Annotated in this window: 13 protein-coding genes and 1 pseudogene; 4 read left to right on the forward strand and 10 right to left on the reverse strand. The window is 74.3% G+C overall.

What is annotated here, in order from left to right; genetic code table 11:
- The first annotated feature begins 106 nt into the window (after positions 1-106).
- Positions 107-523 carry an SsgA family sporulation/cell division regulator gene (locus tag ABT263_RS24470; RefSeq protein ID WP_352293229.1) on the forward strand — a complete coding sequence of 139 codons (417 nt, stop codon included), beginning with the start codon at positions 107-109 and terminating at the stop codon, positions 521-523.
- Positions 524-684: 161 nt separating this feature from the next.
- Here the strand turns inward: ABT263_RS24470 and ABT263_RS24475 are convergent, their stop codons facing one another.
- The 4 genes from ABT263_RS24475 to ABT263_RS24490 all read right to left on the reverse strand — a co-directional run bounded on the left by ABT263_RS24475 (position 685) and on the right by ABT263_RS24490 (position 6386).
- Complete coding sequence (locus tag ABT263_RS24475; protein WP_352293231.1) at positions 685-2088, reverse strand: glycosyltransferase 87 family protein; 1404 nt, start codon at positions 2086-2088, stop codon at positions 685-687.
- 174 nt (positions 2089-2262) lie between these two features.
- A complete protein-coding gene (locus tag ABT263_RS24480; protein WP_352293232.1) occupies positions 2263-3861 on the reverse strand; it encodes a glycoside hydrolase family 18 protein in 1599 nt (532 codons plus the stop codon).
- 276 nt (positions 3862-4137) lie between these two features.
- Positions 4138-5643 (reverse strand): HAMP domain-containing sensor histidine kinase, encoded by a 1506-nt coding sequence (locus ABT263_RS24485; protein ID WP_352293246.1) that lies wholly within the window; start codon positions 5641-5643, stop codon positions 4138-4140.
- Between the two features lie 17 nt (positions 5644-5660).
- Positions 5661-6386, reverse strand: coding sequence for a response regulator transcription factor (locus ABT263_RS24490; RefSeq protein WP_329487858.1), 726 nt, complete (start codon positions 6384-6386; stop codon positions 5661-5663).
- Between the two features lie 178 nt (positions 6387-6564).
- Between ABT263_RS24490 and ABT263_RS24495 the strand changes: the two genes are divergently transcribed.
- Positions 6565-7140 carry a hypothetical protein gene (locus ABT263_RS24495; protein WP_352293234.1) on the forward strand — a complete coding sequence of 192 codons (576 nt, stop codon included), beginning with the start codon at positions 6565-6567 and terminating at the stop codon, positions 7138-7140.
- Positions 7141-7170: 30 nt separating this feature from the next.
- Here the strand turns inward: ABT263_RS24495 and ABT263_RS24500 are convergent, their stop codons facing one another.
- Positions 7171-7701, reverse strand: coding sequence for a VOC family protein (locus ABT263_RS24500; protein ID WP_329487860.1), 531 nt, complete (start codon positions 7699-7701; stop codon positions 7171-7173).
- 203 nt (positions 7702-7904) lie between these two features.
- Here ABT263_RS24500 and ABT263_RS24505 point away from each other — a divergent pair, with 203 nt between their 5' ends.
- Entirely contained in the window at positions 7905-8471 is a 567-nt protein-coding gene (locus ABT263_RS24505) for an Lrp/AsnC family transcriptional regulator (protein ID WP_352293236.1), read from the forward strand.
- A gap of 38 nt (positions 8472-8509) precedes the next feature.
- Here the strand turns inward: ABT263_RS24505 and ABT263_RS24510 are convergent, their stop codons facing one another.
- The 5 genes and pseudogenes from ABT263_RS24510 to ABT263_RS24530 all read right to left on the reverse strand — a co-directional run bounded on the left by ABT263_RS24510 (position 8510) and on the right by ABT263_RS24530 (position 13277).
- Positions 8510-9316 carry a S16 family serine protease gene (locus tag ABT263_RS24510; protein ID WP_352293238.1) on the reverse strand — a complete coding sequence of 269 codons (807 nt, stop codon included), beginning with the start codon at positions 9314-9316 and terminating at the stop codon, positions 8510-8512.
- A 24-nt stretch (positions 9317-9340) separates the two neighbouring features.
- Positions 9341-9991 carry an IclR family transcriptional regulator gene (locus tag ABT263_RS24515; protein WP_329487863.1) on the reverse strand — a complete coding sequence of 217 codons (651 nt, stop codon included), beginning with the start codon at positions 9989-9991 and terminating at the stop codon, positions 9341-9343.
- Between the two features lie 460 nt (positions 9992-10451).
- The gene (locus ABT263_RS24520; protein WP_352293240.1) at positions 10452-10943 is read right to left on the reverse strand and encodes a DUF2752 domain-containing protein; all 492 of its coding nucleotides are present in this window, start codon (positions 10941-10943) and stop codon (positions 10452-10454) included.
- A gap of 2 nt (positions 10944-10945) precedes the next feature.
- Positions 10946-11137 (reverse strand): annotated as a pseudogene (locus tag ABT263_RS24525) (TM2 domain-containing protein); the annotation flags it as partial.
- Positions 11138-11444: 307 nt separating this feature from the next.
- On the reverse strand, positions 11445-13277 hold the full coding sequence (locus ABT263_RS24530) for a DEAD/DEAH box helicase (protein ID WP_352293248.1): 1833 nt from the start codon (positions 13275-13277) through the stop codon (positions 11445-11447).
- 326 nt (positions 13278-13603) lie between these two features.
- Here ABT263_RS24530 and ABT263_RS24535 point away from each other — a divergent pair, with 326 nt between their 5' ends.
- Positions 13604-14053 carry an SsgA family sporulation/cell division regulator gene (locus ABT263_RS24535; RefSeq protein WP_329487866.1) on the forward strand — a complete coding sequence of 150 codons (450 nt, stop codon included), beginning with the start codon at positions 13604-13606 and terminating at the stop codon, positions 14051-14053.
- Positions 14054-14164: the final 111 nt, after the last annotated feature.

The raw sequence follows: 14164 nt of genomic DNA on the forward strand, positions 1-14164 counted from the left end.
CGCCAAGAAATCTCGGAAACATGTGTAAGAGCGCCCGCGACCCGCGCTCTCCAAGGTCACAGGGCCCGGAACCGGGCACGAACCGGAGTCAGAGAGGAACCCGATCATGGAGCGCGCGACGAGCGTGGTCGAGCACGAGCTGGAACTCAACCTGGTGCTCTCCCCCGAGCACAGCGTCCCCGTCCCGGCCCGGCTGTCCTACGGCAGCCACGACCCCTACGCGGTGCACATCACCTTCCACCTGGACACCGGCTCGCCGGTCACCTGGGTGTTCGCCCGCGAGCTGCTGGTGGAGGGCACCTTCCGGCCGTGCGGCCAGGGGGACGTGCGGATCTGGCCGACCCGCTCGGGCCGGCGCAGCGTGCTCTGCATGGCCCTGAGTTCGCCCGCCGGGGACGCCCTGCTGGAGGCCCCGCTGCCGGTGGTGGCCGCCTGGCTGGAGCGGGCGCACCGGCTGGTGCCGCCGGGCAGCGAACTGGCCGCGCTGGACATGGACGGGTCGCTCGCCGAGCTGCTCGCGTGAGCGACCGCGCCGCACGGCGCCGCCCCACCCCGGCCGCCCCGGCACCGGGCACTCCCGGGCGGGACAACCCCGGACGCGGAACCCCCGGACGCGGGACCCCCGCCCACGGCGGCCCCGGGCGGAGCGCCCCCGGGCCGGTGGGCCCGGGAGTCCCCGGCGACTCAGCGGGCCGCGGGGGCCTGCTGACGGTCGTGCGCGGGGCCCGGACGGCCGCCGCCGCTGCGCTGCCCGGGCAGCGGGACGAGCGGGGCGCCGGCGGCCCGCCGCCGCGCCCTTATCCGTAGCACCGCGGCCAGCAGGAAGCAGATCCCGACGAGCGGGTAGACCGAGGCCGGGATCTGGCTGACCGCCGACAGGTGCAGGTCGAGGTCGCCGTGGTGCGGCACGACCCACATCCCGAACGAGAAGAAGGCGATCAGCGTCGCCCCGAAGGCCGCGCGCCAGCGCAGTCGTCGGACGGCGGCCGGGCGGGCCTGCTCGACCGCGGCCTCGCAGGCGAGCAGCGCGAGCACGGGCACGCACCAGATCCAGTGGTGGGTCCAGCTGATCGGCGAGATCAGGACCGCGGTGACGGCGGCGCAGCAGACGCCCCACGCCTCGGCGCGCGGCAGCCAGCGGGAGCTGGAGGCCGCCCAGGCGGCGATGGCGAGGCCGAGCACCGCGATCACGGCGCCGGCCAGCGTCGCGACGGTCCCGGGCTCGGCGGTGTGCAGCAGCCGGGCGACGGCGCCGCGTACCGACTGGTTGTCGACGATCTCGGTCTTGCCGACCCGCGAGGAGTCGTACAGGTACTTGGTCCAGAAGCCCCAGGTGGCGTCGGGCAGGACGAGCGCGCCGAGCAGGAAGGTCCCGAGGAAGGTGAAGCCGGCCACGAAGGCGGCCCGGATCCGGCCGGTGAGCAGCAGGTAGACGGCGAAGAGGCCGGGGGTGAGCTTGATGCCCGCGGCGATGCCGATCGCGACGCCCTTGCTGCGGCGGCCGTCGGGGCGGGTGAGGTCCCAGAGGATCAGGCAGGCCAGCGCGAGGTTGATCTGGCCGTAGCGCAGCGTGGTGAAGACCGGTTCGAGCCAGACGCCGCCGCCGGTGACCAGGATCACGCCGAGCGGGCGCAGTTCGCGGCGCGGCCAGCCGACCAGCTTGAACGACAGGTGGGTGAGCAGCGCGAGCAGCCCGAGGTTGCCGAGCGTGATCGCCACCCGCAGGAACGGCACCGGGAACCAGGTCGTCGGCACGAACAGCATCGCGGCGAACGGCGGGTAGGTGGCGGGCAGGTTCCACTCGGTGACCCGCAGCGCGTAGAGGTCGGTCCCGTCGGCGACGGCGCCGCCCTCCGCCCGGTAGACGATCATGTCGACCATCGAGGTGTGGACGAAGTGCCGCACCACGGCGTAGACCACCAGGGACAGCAGCGCCACGGCGGAGACGGCCAGCAGCGGGCGGCGCGGTGCCTCCCGCAGGGCCCGCACGGGCGCGCCGAGGGCGTCCTTGAGGCGGTCCGACAGGGGTCCGGGCGCCGGGTCCGGTGCCGTCGGCACCACGCTGCGCTCGTCTTGCACCGCTGTCACTGTTCGCTCCGTCCGCCGTTCGGCCAACCAGCGACGATACCGGATGCCCGGCGACCGGGTCCGGTCGAGCCGACTACCGAGCGTGACCGCCCGGGTGGAAATCCACCCCGGCCGGCCGTACTCCGTTGCGGGCGGAGCACGGACGGCCGGGGTCCCGGGGAGGGATCGCGGGGCTCAGCCGGCGTAGGCGCCGAGGGCCCGGGTGAAGTCCAGCGGCTGCTGGACGATGCTGCTGCAGCTCGCGTCGGCGTACGCCTTGGCACCACCAGCGCACGCCTTGTCGCGGGTGCCGGACCACATCGCCAGCCAGGCCAGGTGCTTGGTCCCGGCGAACTCGGCGAGCTGCTTGGCGTCGGCGACCGTGAAGACCTCGCTGGCCACGTCGTTGACCCCGATCATCGGGGTGACCGCGACCTTGCGCCAGGCGGCCGCGTCGTCCAGCCCGAGCACGCTCTTGACCTGGGCCTGGGTGGCGGTGGCCGCGGCGATGGCGTACTTGCCCATCTGTCCCTGCGGGTTCGGGGCGACGCCGTCCCCGAAGTCCATCGCCATGATGTTGACCGCGCCGATCGCGACGCCGTTGCGCTTGGCGTCGGCCACCAGGTCGACGCCCTCCTGGGTCAGGCCGGAGGGCAGCGCGGGGAGGGTGAAGGAGACGTCCAGGGCCTTGCCCTTGGCGGCCGCGTTCTTCTGCAGCTGGGCGACGGCCTGGGCACGGCGGGTGTTGGCGGCGGTGTTGGCGATCGCGCCGCCCTCGACGTCGAAGTCGACCTTGGTCAGCCCGAAGGCGTCGACGGTCTTCTGGTACACGGCGGTCAGGTCGGCCGTGGTGGCGCAGGCGAGGGCCAGCTCGCTGCCGTTGGCGCCGCCGAAGGAGACCCGGACGTCGCCGCCGATCGCCCGCAGCGCGCCGATCTGGGCGGCCACCGCGTCGGCGGACAGCTCGCTGACGCCGCCCCACTTCGGGGTGCAGCCGCCGCCGGAGACCACGAAGGCGAGGGTGAAGTCCTTCACGCCGGTGGCCTTCGCGGTGGCGACCAGGTCGTACGGCGGGTACAGCGAGGTGTCCACGTACGGCGCGAAGCCGGCACCGGTGGCCGGGGCGGGCGTGCCGGTCGCGGTGGCGGTGGGCGCGGGGGTGGCGCTGGTGGTCGGCGCCGGGGTGGTCGGCCTGGCCGTGGCGGTGGGGCTCGGGGACGCGGTGGTGGGCCGGGCGGTGGCGGTGGCCGTCGCGGTGGGCGTCACGACGGGCGAGCCGGTCGGGGTCGGCGAGGTGCCGGGGGTGCCAGTCGGGCGGCCCGAGGGGGTCGGCACGGTGTCGCCGGCCTTGCAGGAGGCGTTGTTGATCAGGCAGTTGCCGGGCTCCGCCTGCGCGGCGCCGGCGCCCTGGGCGACGAAGCCGACCACCAGGCTCCGGCCGGGCTCCAGCCGCTTGCTCCAGGCCTCGGGCTTGACGGTGACGTGCTGCCCGTCGGCGCTGAAGGTGGCGTTCCAGAGCGAGTCGATCTTCGCTCCGGCCGGCAGGTCGAAGGACAGCGTCCAGTCCTCGATCGCGCTGCCGGCCGGGTTGGTGACCAGGTACTGGCCGGTGTAGCCGGCGTCCCAGGCGCTGGTGCGGGTGTAGACGGCGCCGAGCGAGGCGGCGCTGGCCGAGGAGGCGAGGGCCACGACCGCGCCCGCGACCAGCGCGGCGGCGACGGCCGAGGAGGCGAGGACGACTCCCTTGCGGCTGCGTCGGCGGCGGCCCCGGCGGCGTTCGGGCTGGGTCGTCATGGGCGTACCTCCGTAGGGGGGCGCCTCCCGCCCGGAGGGCGCGGGGGACGGCTGGGCCGGACGGGGTCGCGGTGGCCGGGCGCGGGTGGATGGACCCGTCGCGGGCGGCGTGCCCCGGCTCGGTCGGGTGACCGGCGCGGATGACGCTAGTGGGGCGGGAGGGCCGGAACGGGCCTGCTGAGCGAGGGGTACAGCTCTCTTAGGGCCCGCTTAAGGAAGAGGGGTGACACCGGTGCGCGACACCGGTGCGCGGGGCCGCCCGGCGCCGGGGACCGCTCAGCGCTGGAACAGCGTGCCGCGGCTGCGCCGGCGGCTGGCGCGGGCGGGGGCGCCGTCGGGGCGGGCCTGCAGCCGCAGCCGGATCTCGGCGCCGCCGAGCCCTGCGGAGCGACCGAGCGCGAGGTCGCCGCCGGTGACCTCGGCGAGCTTGCGGGCGATGTCCAGGCCGAGGCCGGTGGAGCCCTCGCCGCCGTCGCCCTGCCCGCGCTCCAGGGCGGCCTCGGGGTCGGTGAAGCCCGGTCCGGCGTCGCCGACCAGCACGATCACCGAGCTGTCGGTGGCGAGCACGTCGACCGAGAACGCGGTGCCGACGGCGGTGTGGCGGAAGACGTTGCCGAGCAGGGCGTCGACGGCGGCGGCGAGGTCGCCGCGCTGGACGGACACGCCGGCGGGTTGGTCGGCACCGGCCAGCTGCCAGCGGCGCCCCTCGTCCTCGGCGAGCGCGGACCAGAAGCCGACCCGCTCCCGGATCACCTCGGCGGCGTCGCAGCCGACGGTGACGGCGGGCGCGTCCTCGGGCGCCCGCCGGGCCGAACGGATGATCTGGTCGACCTCGCGCTCCAGTTGGGAGACGGCGTGCCGGGTGGCGTCGGCCGCGTCGCCCTCGCCCAGCGAGGCGGCGTTGAGCCGCAGCACGGTGAGCGGGGTGCGCAGCCGGTGCGACAGGTCGGCGGCCAACTCCCTTTCGGCGGCGAGCAACTGGACGACCCGGTCGGCCATCGTGTTGAACGCGTGGGCGGCCTCGCGCAGTTCCTCCGGGCTCCCGGCGGTCTGCCGGTCGTCGACGGGCACCCGGACGGCGAGGTTGCCGCCGCCGAGCGAGCGGGCCGCAGCGGCCAGTCGGCGGGCCGAGCCGACGATCCGGGTGCCCATCCGGTCGGCCACCAGCACCGAGATGGCGACCAGGGCGAGCGCGACCGCGGACAGCACCAGCCAGGCGGTGGAGACCCCGCGGGTGAGGTCGCCGTCGGCCACGAACACCTCGACCACGGCCGTCCGGCCGGTGTCGACGGCCACCGGCTGCAGGAGGGCGAAGCCGCCGGGCACCTCGACGGTGAACGAGCGGCCCTGACCGCCGGCGGTGCCCACGTCGGCGGCCAGCGCACGGGCCTCCCCGATGGTCGCCCCGCCGTCCGGCCCGATCATCGGCGCCCCGGCGGAGGTCGCTTCGGTGGGCAAAGAGGACGGCAGCGGGTTCGGCAACGGGTTCGGCGGCGCCGAGGGCGGCGAGGGCGAGTCCGCGGCCGGCACCGGGCCCGGGGCCGGCAGATGGACCGCCATCCGCCCCTGCGCACCGGCGTCGGTACTGGCCACCGCACGGGCGATGGCGCCCTGGTCGGTGGTGATGGCGAGGGCCGGGCCGAGCGCCGCCGCCTGCCGTTCGGCCGCGGTGAACGCCCGGTCCCGCGCGGTCTGTTGGACCATCAGCCCGAGCGGGATGAGGAAGGCCAGCGCGACCATGGTGGTCCCGGCCACCGCGGCCTTGATCAGGGCCCAGCGCAACGAGTGCCCGAACCGCCTCACGCCCGGCCCTCCGTGGGGGCGGGGCCGGGCCCCGCCGGGTGCCCGGTCGCCTCCAGCCGGACGCCGACGCCGCGCACGGTGTGCAGGTAGCGGGGGTTGGAGGCGGTCTCGCCGAGCTTGCGGCGCAGCCAGGAGAGGTGGACGTCGATGGTCTGGTCGCCGCCGTAGGTCTGGCGCCACACCTCGGCCAGGATCTCCTTGCGCGGCACGACCACGCCGGGGCGGGCGGCGAGGAAGGCCAGCAGGTCGAACTCGCGGCGGGTCAGGTCGAGCGCCCGGCCGTCCAGGGTGGCCTCGCGGCGCTGGAGGTCGATGGCGAGCCCGCCGACCCGGAGCACCTGGGTGACCGGGGCCGTCCCGCCGCCGAGGCGGCGCAGTACGGCGGCCATCCGGGCGCTGAGGTGTTCCCCGGAGAAAGGTTTCACCAGGTAGTCGTCGGCACCGTCGTTGAGCAGCCGGACGATCTCGGCCTCGTCGTCCCGGGCGGTGGAGATGATCACCGGCACGTTGGTCAGGCCACGGATCATCTTGAGCGCCTCGCTGCCGTCCAGATCGGGCAGGCCGAGATCGAGGATCACCAGGTCGCAGCCGACCTGGGCCACCTCGCGCAACGCCTCAAGTGCCGTGCCCACACTGCGGACCGCATGACCGGTGTCGGCCAGATGCCGGATGAGGGCGGAGCGTACGAAGGGGTCGTCCTCGACCACGAGCACTGTTGCCATGGGGCTGCACGGTACGCCATCGGCGTGCGGTGGTCTGTACCTCGGGGTGGGTCCGGGAGGGGCCGCCGGACGGCTCCGGACCGATTCGCTCCGTCCCCTGGTGTTTTGTGCAAGTTGCCTGCTGAATAGCAGGGCTGCCCACCTGCGGCGGCCCCGAATACGGCAGGATGTGCGCACGATGCGGAACGGACTGGTACAGCTCGGCGCCTGGGCGGCGGCCACCGGGGCGGCGGTGGCGCTGTCCTGGTTCGGCGTGCACGCGGTGCTGACCGGCGCCGCGTTCGAGCAGCCGACGGCGCTGCCGCTGCCGTCCCCGGCCGCCGGCGGAGCACGCTCCCCGGTCGCGTCGGCGCCGGTTCCGACGCCGCCCCAGGAGCCGTCCGCGCCCCGGCCGGAGAGCTCCGGCCCGACGCCCGCGCCGGCCTCGTCGACCGCCCAGCGCAGTGCGGCGGCGCCCGGCACCCCGCCGGCGTCACGCCGTCCCGCGCCCACCACCGCCACGACGACCGCGGCCGCCGCCCCGACCGCCACGTCCACCGTGCGCAGTTACCCCGTCCCCGGCGGCAAGGTGGCCCTGGACATCCGGCCGGACAACGCCTCGCTGGTCTCCGCCACCCCGGACCCGGGCTGGCAGATGCAGGTCTGGAACGGCCCGCAGTGGATGCGGGTGGACTTCACCAAGGGCGACCAGGCCAACTCGGTCTTCGTCGCCTGGAACGGCCACCCGCCGACGGTGGAGACGGTCGTCCGCTGACCGCCGTCCGCCCGGCGGTCCCCCGGGCGGTCACCACCGGTCGAAGGGGACGTACCCGGGCAGGTACGGGCCCCGGTAGCGGGAGCGGTCGACCAGGGTGTGCCGGGTGCCGCCGGGCACCCCGATCGCGGCCAGCACCACCACCCCGTACCGGTCGTGCGCCTCGTAGGGCTCGGCGAGCGAGCTGGCGCCCCGGTCCACCGCGTAGTCGTAGGCGTAGTGGACGTCCGGTACGCCGACGGCGAGGTCGAGCACCCCGTCGCCGTGCCGGGCCAGGTGGCCGGCCAGCTCCCGGCCGCGCGGCCCGATCACCTGGACCAGCGAGGTCAGCACGAACCTGGTCCCGGGTGCGCGCAGCACGTAGGAGACGGTCTCCGGCTCGCCGGTGTCGGGCCCGGCGTAGGCGGTACAGCGCAGGCCGAGCGCCGTGGCGTAGCGGCGTGCCGCACGCTCCGCGTCGGCGACGGCGAAGACCACCGCGTCGGCGTGCCCCATCGGGACGAGGTCGGGCTCCTCCAGGCCCGCGGTGAACAGCAGGGGTTCGGCGGCGGTGTCGGTCATGACGGCCCTCCCGGTGGGCGTGCGCAACCACGGTCTGCCCCGCGGGCCGGTGTGGGGACCGGCTCACGGGGTTGTGGCTGGAGGGTGGCGCCGGGCCGACCGGCGCGCAACTGTTCCGTTTCCTCCTGGTCAAGGTGTGCGCCGGGGCGGGAGAATCGGCCGCACCGCTGTACAGAATGCCCACCGGAGGACGGAGCCCCGCGATGCCCCCCGCCCACTCCCCGAGTTCCCCGAACTCCACCGAATCGCCCAACTCCACTTCTGGGCAAGCGTCTTCGGCCCCCGCGCCGGGTACCGCCAACGACGCGATCGACGTCCTGGACGGCCGGCTGATCCGGCTGCTGGCGGAGGAGCCGCGGATCGGCGTGCTGGAGTGCTCGCGCCGCCTCCAGGTGGCCCGGGGCACCGTCCAGGCGCGGCTGGACCGGCTCCAGGCCAAGGGGGTGATCGGCGGCTTCGGGCCCGAGGTGGACCCGGCCGCGCTCGGCTACCCGGTGACGGCCTTCGCCACGCTGGAGATCTCCCAGGGCCAGGGCGCCGACGTGCGGGCCCACCTGGCGGCGGTGCCGGAGGTCCTGGAGCTGCACACGATCACCGGGCACGGAGACATGATGGTGCGGATCGTGGCCCGGTCCAACGCCGATCTGCAGCGCGTGATCGACCGGGTGGTGGGGTTCGACGGGATCGTCCGCTCCTCGACGGCCATCGCGCTGGAGAACCCGGTGCCGTACCGGATCCTGCCGCTGGTGGACCAGGCCGCGGCCGAGTAGCCCGTCCGGTCCGGGCTCCGGCGGTGCCCGCCGGGACCTCAGCAGGTGGGGACGGTCCCGCCGCCGCGCAGCGCGTCCAGCGCGGAGATCGACTCGCTCAGCGTGCCCACCGGCACCAGCCGCAGACCGTCGGGCAGGTTGACCTTGGCGTCCGCGCACTCGTCCTTGGGCAGCAGGAACACCGTCGCGCCGTCCCGGGCCGCCGCCTGGGTCTTCAGCGGCACGCCGCCGACCGGGCCGATGACGCCCTGGTCGTCGATGGTGCCGGTCCCCGCGACCGTCAGCCCGCCGGTGAGGTCGCCGCCCTTGCCGTCGCCGGCCAGCTTGTCGACGATGCCCAGCGCCAGCATCTGGCCCGCGCTCGGGCCGCCGATGTCACCGAGGTCGACCTTCACCTTCACCTGCGCGGGCGAGAGGTGGAGGTAGGAGAGCGCGGCCGTGGTGGCGCTGTCCTGCGACTCGGTCATCTGCTGGGCCGTCACCTCCTGCGCCTTGGCCGGATCGCCCTGCGGGTAGACCGTCTCGGTCGGACGGACCGCCTCGTCCTGGTCGAACCAGGCCCGCAGCGACCGCCAGAAGGTGGTGCGGTCCCCCGGATTGGTCGCGGAGATGGTCACCATCCGCAGCTCCCCGTCGGTGGTGCGCACCGGCGCTCCGGTGACGGTCAGCACCGGCTTGTCCTGGTAGCTGCCGAGGGTGTCCGCGGTGACCCCCGGCCAGGTGAGCGTGTACGGCAGCGGGACGAAGGCCGCCACGCCGAACAGCGCGGCGACCAGCACCCCGCACAGCGCCAGCGCGCGGGTGCGGGGGGCGGTCAGGGCCTTGGGCAGCTTGGTGTCGGACACAGAGGCATCCAAACACACCCGGCGCTATCGCAGGGCGTCGGCGACCTCGGTCGCCGCCTCCACCACCCGGGGGCCGACCCGCTCGGGGACGAGCCCGTTCAGCATCACCACGCCGACGCTGCCCTCGATCCCGCTCAGCCCGACCAGTGCGGCGGCCGCGCCGCTCGCACCCGACTGCTCCTCCGCACGGGTGATGACGAAACCGGACTCCGGACGGCGCTGGCTGGGGAAGCCGCGCGCCTCGAGGATCGCCCGCCCGGCGGCGCTCTCCCCCAGCGGGTGGCGCAGCCCGGTCCGGTAGGCGACGTGGAAGTCCGTCCAGCTGGGCTCGACCACGGCGACGGCCAGCGCCTCGTTGCCGTCGACCAGGGTGAGGTGGGCGGTGGCGCCGAGGTCCTCGGCCAGGCTGCGCAGGGCCGGCAGCGCCGCCTCGCGCAGCAGCGGGTGCACCCGGTGGGCCAGCCGCAGCACGCCCAGGCCCACCCGGGCCCGGCCGCCGATGTCGCGGCGGACCAGCCCGTGCTGCTCCAGCGTGGCCAGCAGCCGGTAGACGACGGTCCGGTTGACCGCGAGACGGGCGGCGAGCTCGGTGACGGTGAGCCCGCGTTCCGAGTCGGCGAGGAGTTTGAGGACCCGGACGCCCCGGTCCAGGGTCTGGGAGGTCTCTGCAGTCACGACGCGCATGTCCTTTCCGCGGCGGCCGCCGGAGCGGCGGCGCCGGTCCGGGACTCAGGTGTCGCGCGCAGGTGGGTGGCCGCGCTCGGGCCGCGGTGTGTCGTCCTTGACGTCCTGGCGGTCCTGCAGCGCCCGTCCCGACGGGGGTTACCCGACGGGGGAGCGTGTGGGAAAGGTAGTGAAGGAATTGTCGCGGCGGAAGTGGTTGTCCAAAATTCGGGCATGATCGATTTCGTCACGCATGACGAACCGGGACAAAGGCTCGCATTTCACTGCCCTGGACTGGGCACAAGTTCGACCACAGTCCGAAGTTCGGACAGCCCCCGTCGCGGCAGGGGCCGCTCGCCGGGCGCGGCTCGGAGCAGATCACGGGCTCGGAGCAGATCGCGGCTCAGAGCAGATCGCGGGCTCGGAGCGGATCGCGGCTCAGAGCAGATCGCGGCTCGGAGCAGATCGCGGCTCAGAGCAGGTTGCGCAGCACCGTCCAGGCCACCGCGGTGCCCAGCACCACCGCCGTGCCGCCCCGGCCGAGCGTCGGCCGCCAGCTCCGGCCGGCCAGGCCGTGCCGCAGCCAGGTGAGGTAGAGCAGCGCGACCAGCGGCAGCGAGAGCAACAGCGCCGCGTTGTCGTGCCAGGCCGCCGCGAGGTCGCCGTGCAGCAGGTCGTACGTCATCCGGGTGCCGCCGCAACCGGGGCAGTCCAGTCCGGTGACCTTGTGCCAGGGGCAGAACGGCAGCAGCTGCCCGGGCAGGTGCGGGTCGCGCGACCACAGGTAGGCGCAGCCGGCCAGGCCGCCGCCGAGCACCGCCAGCGGCGGTCCCGCGGTGCGCAGCCGGGCCGGGAGGGGCAGCCGGGCGAGGAGCGGCGGCCGGGGGGCGGGGCCGTCGGCCCCGGGCACGGCGAAGCCGCCCCGGCCGGAGCCGGGGCGGCGCGCCGCGAATGGCCTGGGCAAGATCAGCTGCGCAGCAGACGGCCCTGGGCGTCCGTGCGGTCGTTGCTGGTGAGGAACAGGGTGCCGTCGATCAGCGACCAGACACCGAGACCACCGCAGGTCAGCAGCTGGGCGATGCCCAGGCCGATGTGGCCGGTGTAGAAGCGGCCGACGCCCAGGCTGCCGAGCAGGATCGTCAGGATGCCGGCGACGACCTTGGACTTGTCGGAGAGCTCGGGCTAGGCGTGGGGCGGGTACGACACGTTCGGTGTGCTCCTTGTGACGGCATGTTCGAGCTCGCGACGGGACGGTCGCTGCCTCGACTGGTGAGGTTGCCGGCCCGGCTCACCGGGGGCTGCGGCCACCGTCCGGACGGGGCGGGGCGCAGCCACGACAGACCCGGAGGCGGCGCGGCACGCGGAACACTAGCCGATCATCACACCGGCTGTCTCCACAGATTCTTCGCGTTCGCCTGACCGTCACATGACCTTCGGGCGTTGCCGGACAATTCGCCGACGTCCGTTACTTCGCCCACTCCCGGATCCGCTCGATCCGGGCCTTCAGCTGATTGACCGTCGCCTGCGCGGTGAGCGGACCGCCGCACTGGCGCCGCAGCTCGTTGTGGATGGTGCCGTGCGGCTGGCTCGTCCGGTGGTGCCAGGCCGCCACCAGCGCGTTCAACTCCTTGCGCAGCTCGCGCAGTTCCTGGTGGGTGACCACCGGCCGCTGCTCGGCCGGCAGCTCCAGCAGGTCGGCCTCCTCGGCGGGCTTGGCCTTGCTGCGCTGGATCTGGCGGTGCTGGCGCTTCTGCAGCAGCATCTGCACCTGGTCCGGCTCCAGCAGGCCCGGGATGCCGAGGTACTCCTCCTCCTCCTCGCTGCCCGGGTGCGCCTGCATGCCGAATTCCATGGCGTTGTACAGCACCCGGTCGAAGACCGCGTCGGAGCCGATCGCCTCGTAGGAGAACTCCTCGCCGCCCGCGCCGTCCGGCCCGTCGTTGGCCCGCTCGGCCTCGGCGAGCAGCCGGTCCTCCTCGTCGAAGAGGCCCTCGCCCTCCTTCTTCGGCCGGTCCAGCACGTGGTCGCGCTGGAGCTCCATCTCGTTGGCGAAGCCCAGCAGCGTCGGGATGGTCGGCAGGAAGACGGACGCGGTCTCGCCGCGCTTGCGGGCCCGCACGAAGCGGCCGACGGCCTGCGCGAAGAACAGCGGGGTGGAGATCGAGGTGGCGTACACCCCGACGGCCAGCCGCGGCACGTCGACGCCCTCGGACACCATCCGGACCGCGACCATCCAGCGCGCGTCGCCCGCCGAGAAGTCGGAGATCCGCTGGGACGCCTCCGCCTCGTCGGAGAGCACCACGGTGGCCTTCTCGCCGCTGATCTCCCGGAGGATCTTGGCGTAGGCGCGGGCGGTGTTCTGGTCGGTGGCGATCACCAGGCCGCCGGCGTCCGGGATCGCCTTGCGGACCTCGCTCAGCCGCCGGTCGGCGGCCTGGAGCACGCTGGGGATCCACTCGCCCTGCGGCGCCAGCGCGGTGCGCCAGGCCTGGGCGATCAGGTCCTTGGTCATCGGCTCGCCGAGCCGCGCCTCCAGCTCGTCGCCGGACTTGGTGCGCCAGCGCATGTTGCCGCTGTAGCTCAGGAAGATCACCGGACGCACGACGTGGTCGGCGAGCGCGTGCCCGTAGCCGTAGGTGTAGTCGGCGACCGACTTGCGGATGCCGTCGGCGCCCGCCTCGTACTGGACGAACGGGATCGGGTTGGTGTCCGAACGGAACGGCGTACCGGTCAGCGCCAGCCGGCGGGAGGCCGGCTCGAAGGCCTCGAAGCAGGCCTCGCCCCAGGACTTCGAGTCACCGGCGTGGTGGATCTCGTCCATGATGACCAGCGTCTTGCGGGCCTCGGTCCGGTTGCGGTGCAGCATCGGGTTGACCCCGACGCCCGCGTAGGTGACCACGATGCCGTGGTACTCGCGGGAGAGCGGGCCCGAGGAGTAGGCCGGATCGAGCTTGATGCCTATCCGGGCGGCGGCCTCGGCCCACTGCTTCTTCAGGTGCTCGGTCGGCGCGACGACGGTGATCTGCTGCACCAGGTGGTTGTGCAGCAGGTAGGAGGCCAGCGTCAGGGCGAAGGTGGTCTTACCGGCGCCCGGGGTCGCGACCGCGAGGAAGTCGCGCGGCTGGTTCTCGATGTACCTGTCCAGCGCACCCTGCTGCCAGGCCCGGAGCTTGCCGGCGGTGCCCCAGGGGGCCCGGCCGGGGAAGGCCGGCGACAGGTGGTGCGAAGCGGCCGACGCGCCTTGGCCGGCGGCCCGGGCGGGCGCGTGCGGCTCCTGCGCGTCGGAGAAGAGGGGCATCGAGGAGGCGGCGGCAGTACTCACGGTCTCCGAGGGGGATCATCGCAGGTCAGAGGCCGTTTAGCGGCCCCCACCCGCGGTCGGGCGGCAATCGGACAACCGGTCCAGCGTACCGGTCCGGCGCCGTTCGAGCGGCCAGGCTCGACCCCCGGTACGCCCGGACGGCCGGAAACCGATGTGACCCGGATCACGGAAATCACCCACCGGAACCGCGTAAGCGCGACCGCCCCGCCCGACTCTCTCCAGTGAGGCCGCCCCACCCTCCACAGCCGCCACCCCGGCCTCATGCCACCGCGAAGACCTCACTCCCCCAGAAAGGGCGCGCCGTGCACGCCACCGTCGAAGAGACCGTCCAGGCCCGTCTGATCCTGTCCGCCCACCGGTCGGTCCGGCTGCGGGTCGCCCTCGGCTACCGCCGGGAGGACCCGCTCGCCGTCCGGATGGGCTTCCCCGCCGAGTTCTCGCTGGACGAACCGGGCGACGGCGCCGGGCCGGGCTCCGGCCGGGACGCCGGCCCGGACATCGAGTGGGTCTTCGCCCGGCAGCTGCTGTCGGCCGGCCTGGAGCTGGCCGCCGGCGACGGCGACGTCCACGTCCGGCCCGCCCCCGGCCGGCGCACCATGGTCGAGCTTCGCGCGGCCGAGGGCACCGCGCTGGTCCGGTTCGACACCGCCGACCTGCGGCGCTTCCTCTGGCACAGCCGGCTGGTCGTCCCCGAGGGCGAGGAGCACCGCCACCTGGACGCCGACCGCGCCCTGGCCGAGCTCCTGGGCTGACCGGCGCCGGCGGGGACGGTGGCGCCGAGGCCGGGCCTACCTGCTGCGGATGCAGAACCCTGACGGCGGCTGGCCCGTCTATCGGCATGGAAACCCCTCCGAGGCAGCGAT

This window comes from Kitasatospora sp. NPDC001603, assembly GCF_040298365.1.
In the GTDB taxonomy this organism is placed as follows: Bacteria; Actinomycetota; Actinomycetes; order Streptomycetales; family Streptomycetaceae; genus Kitasatospora.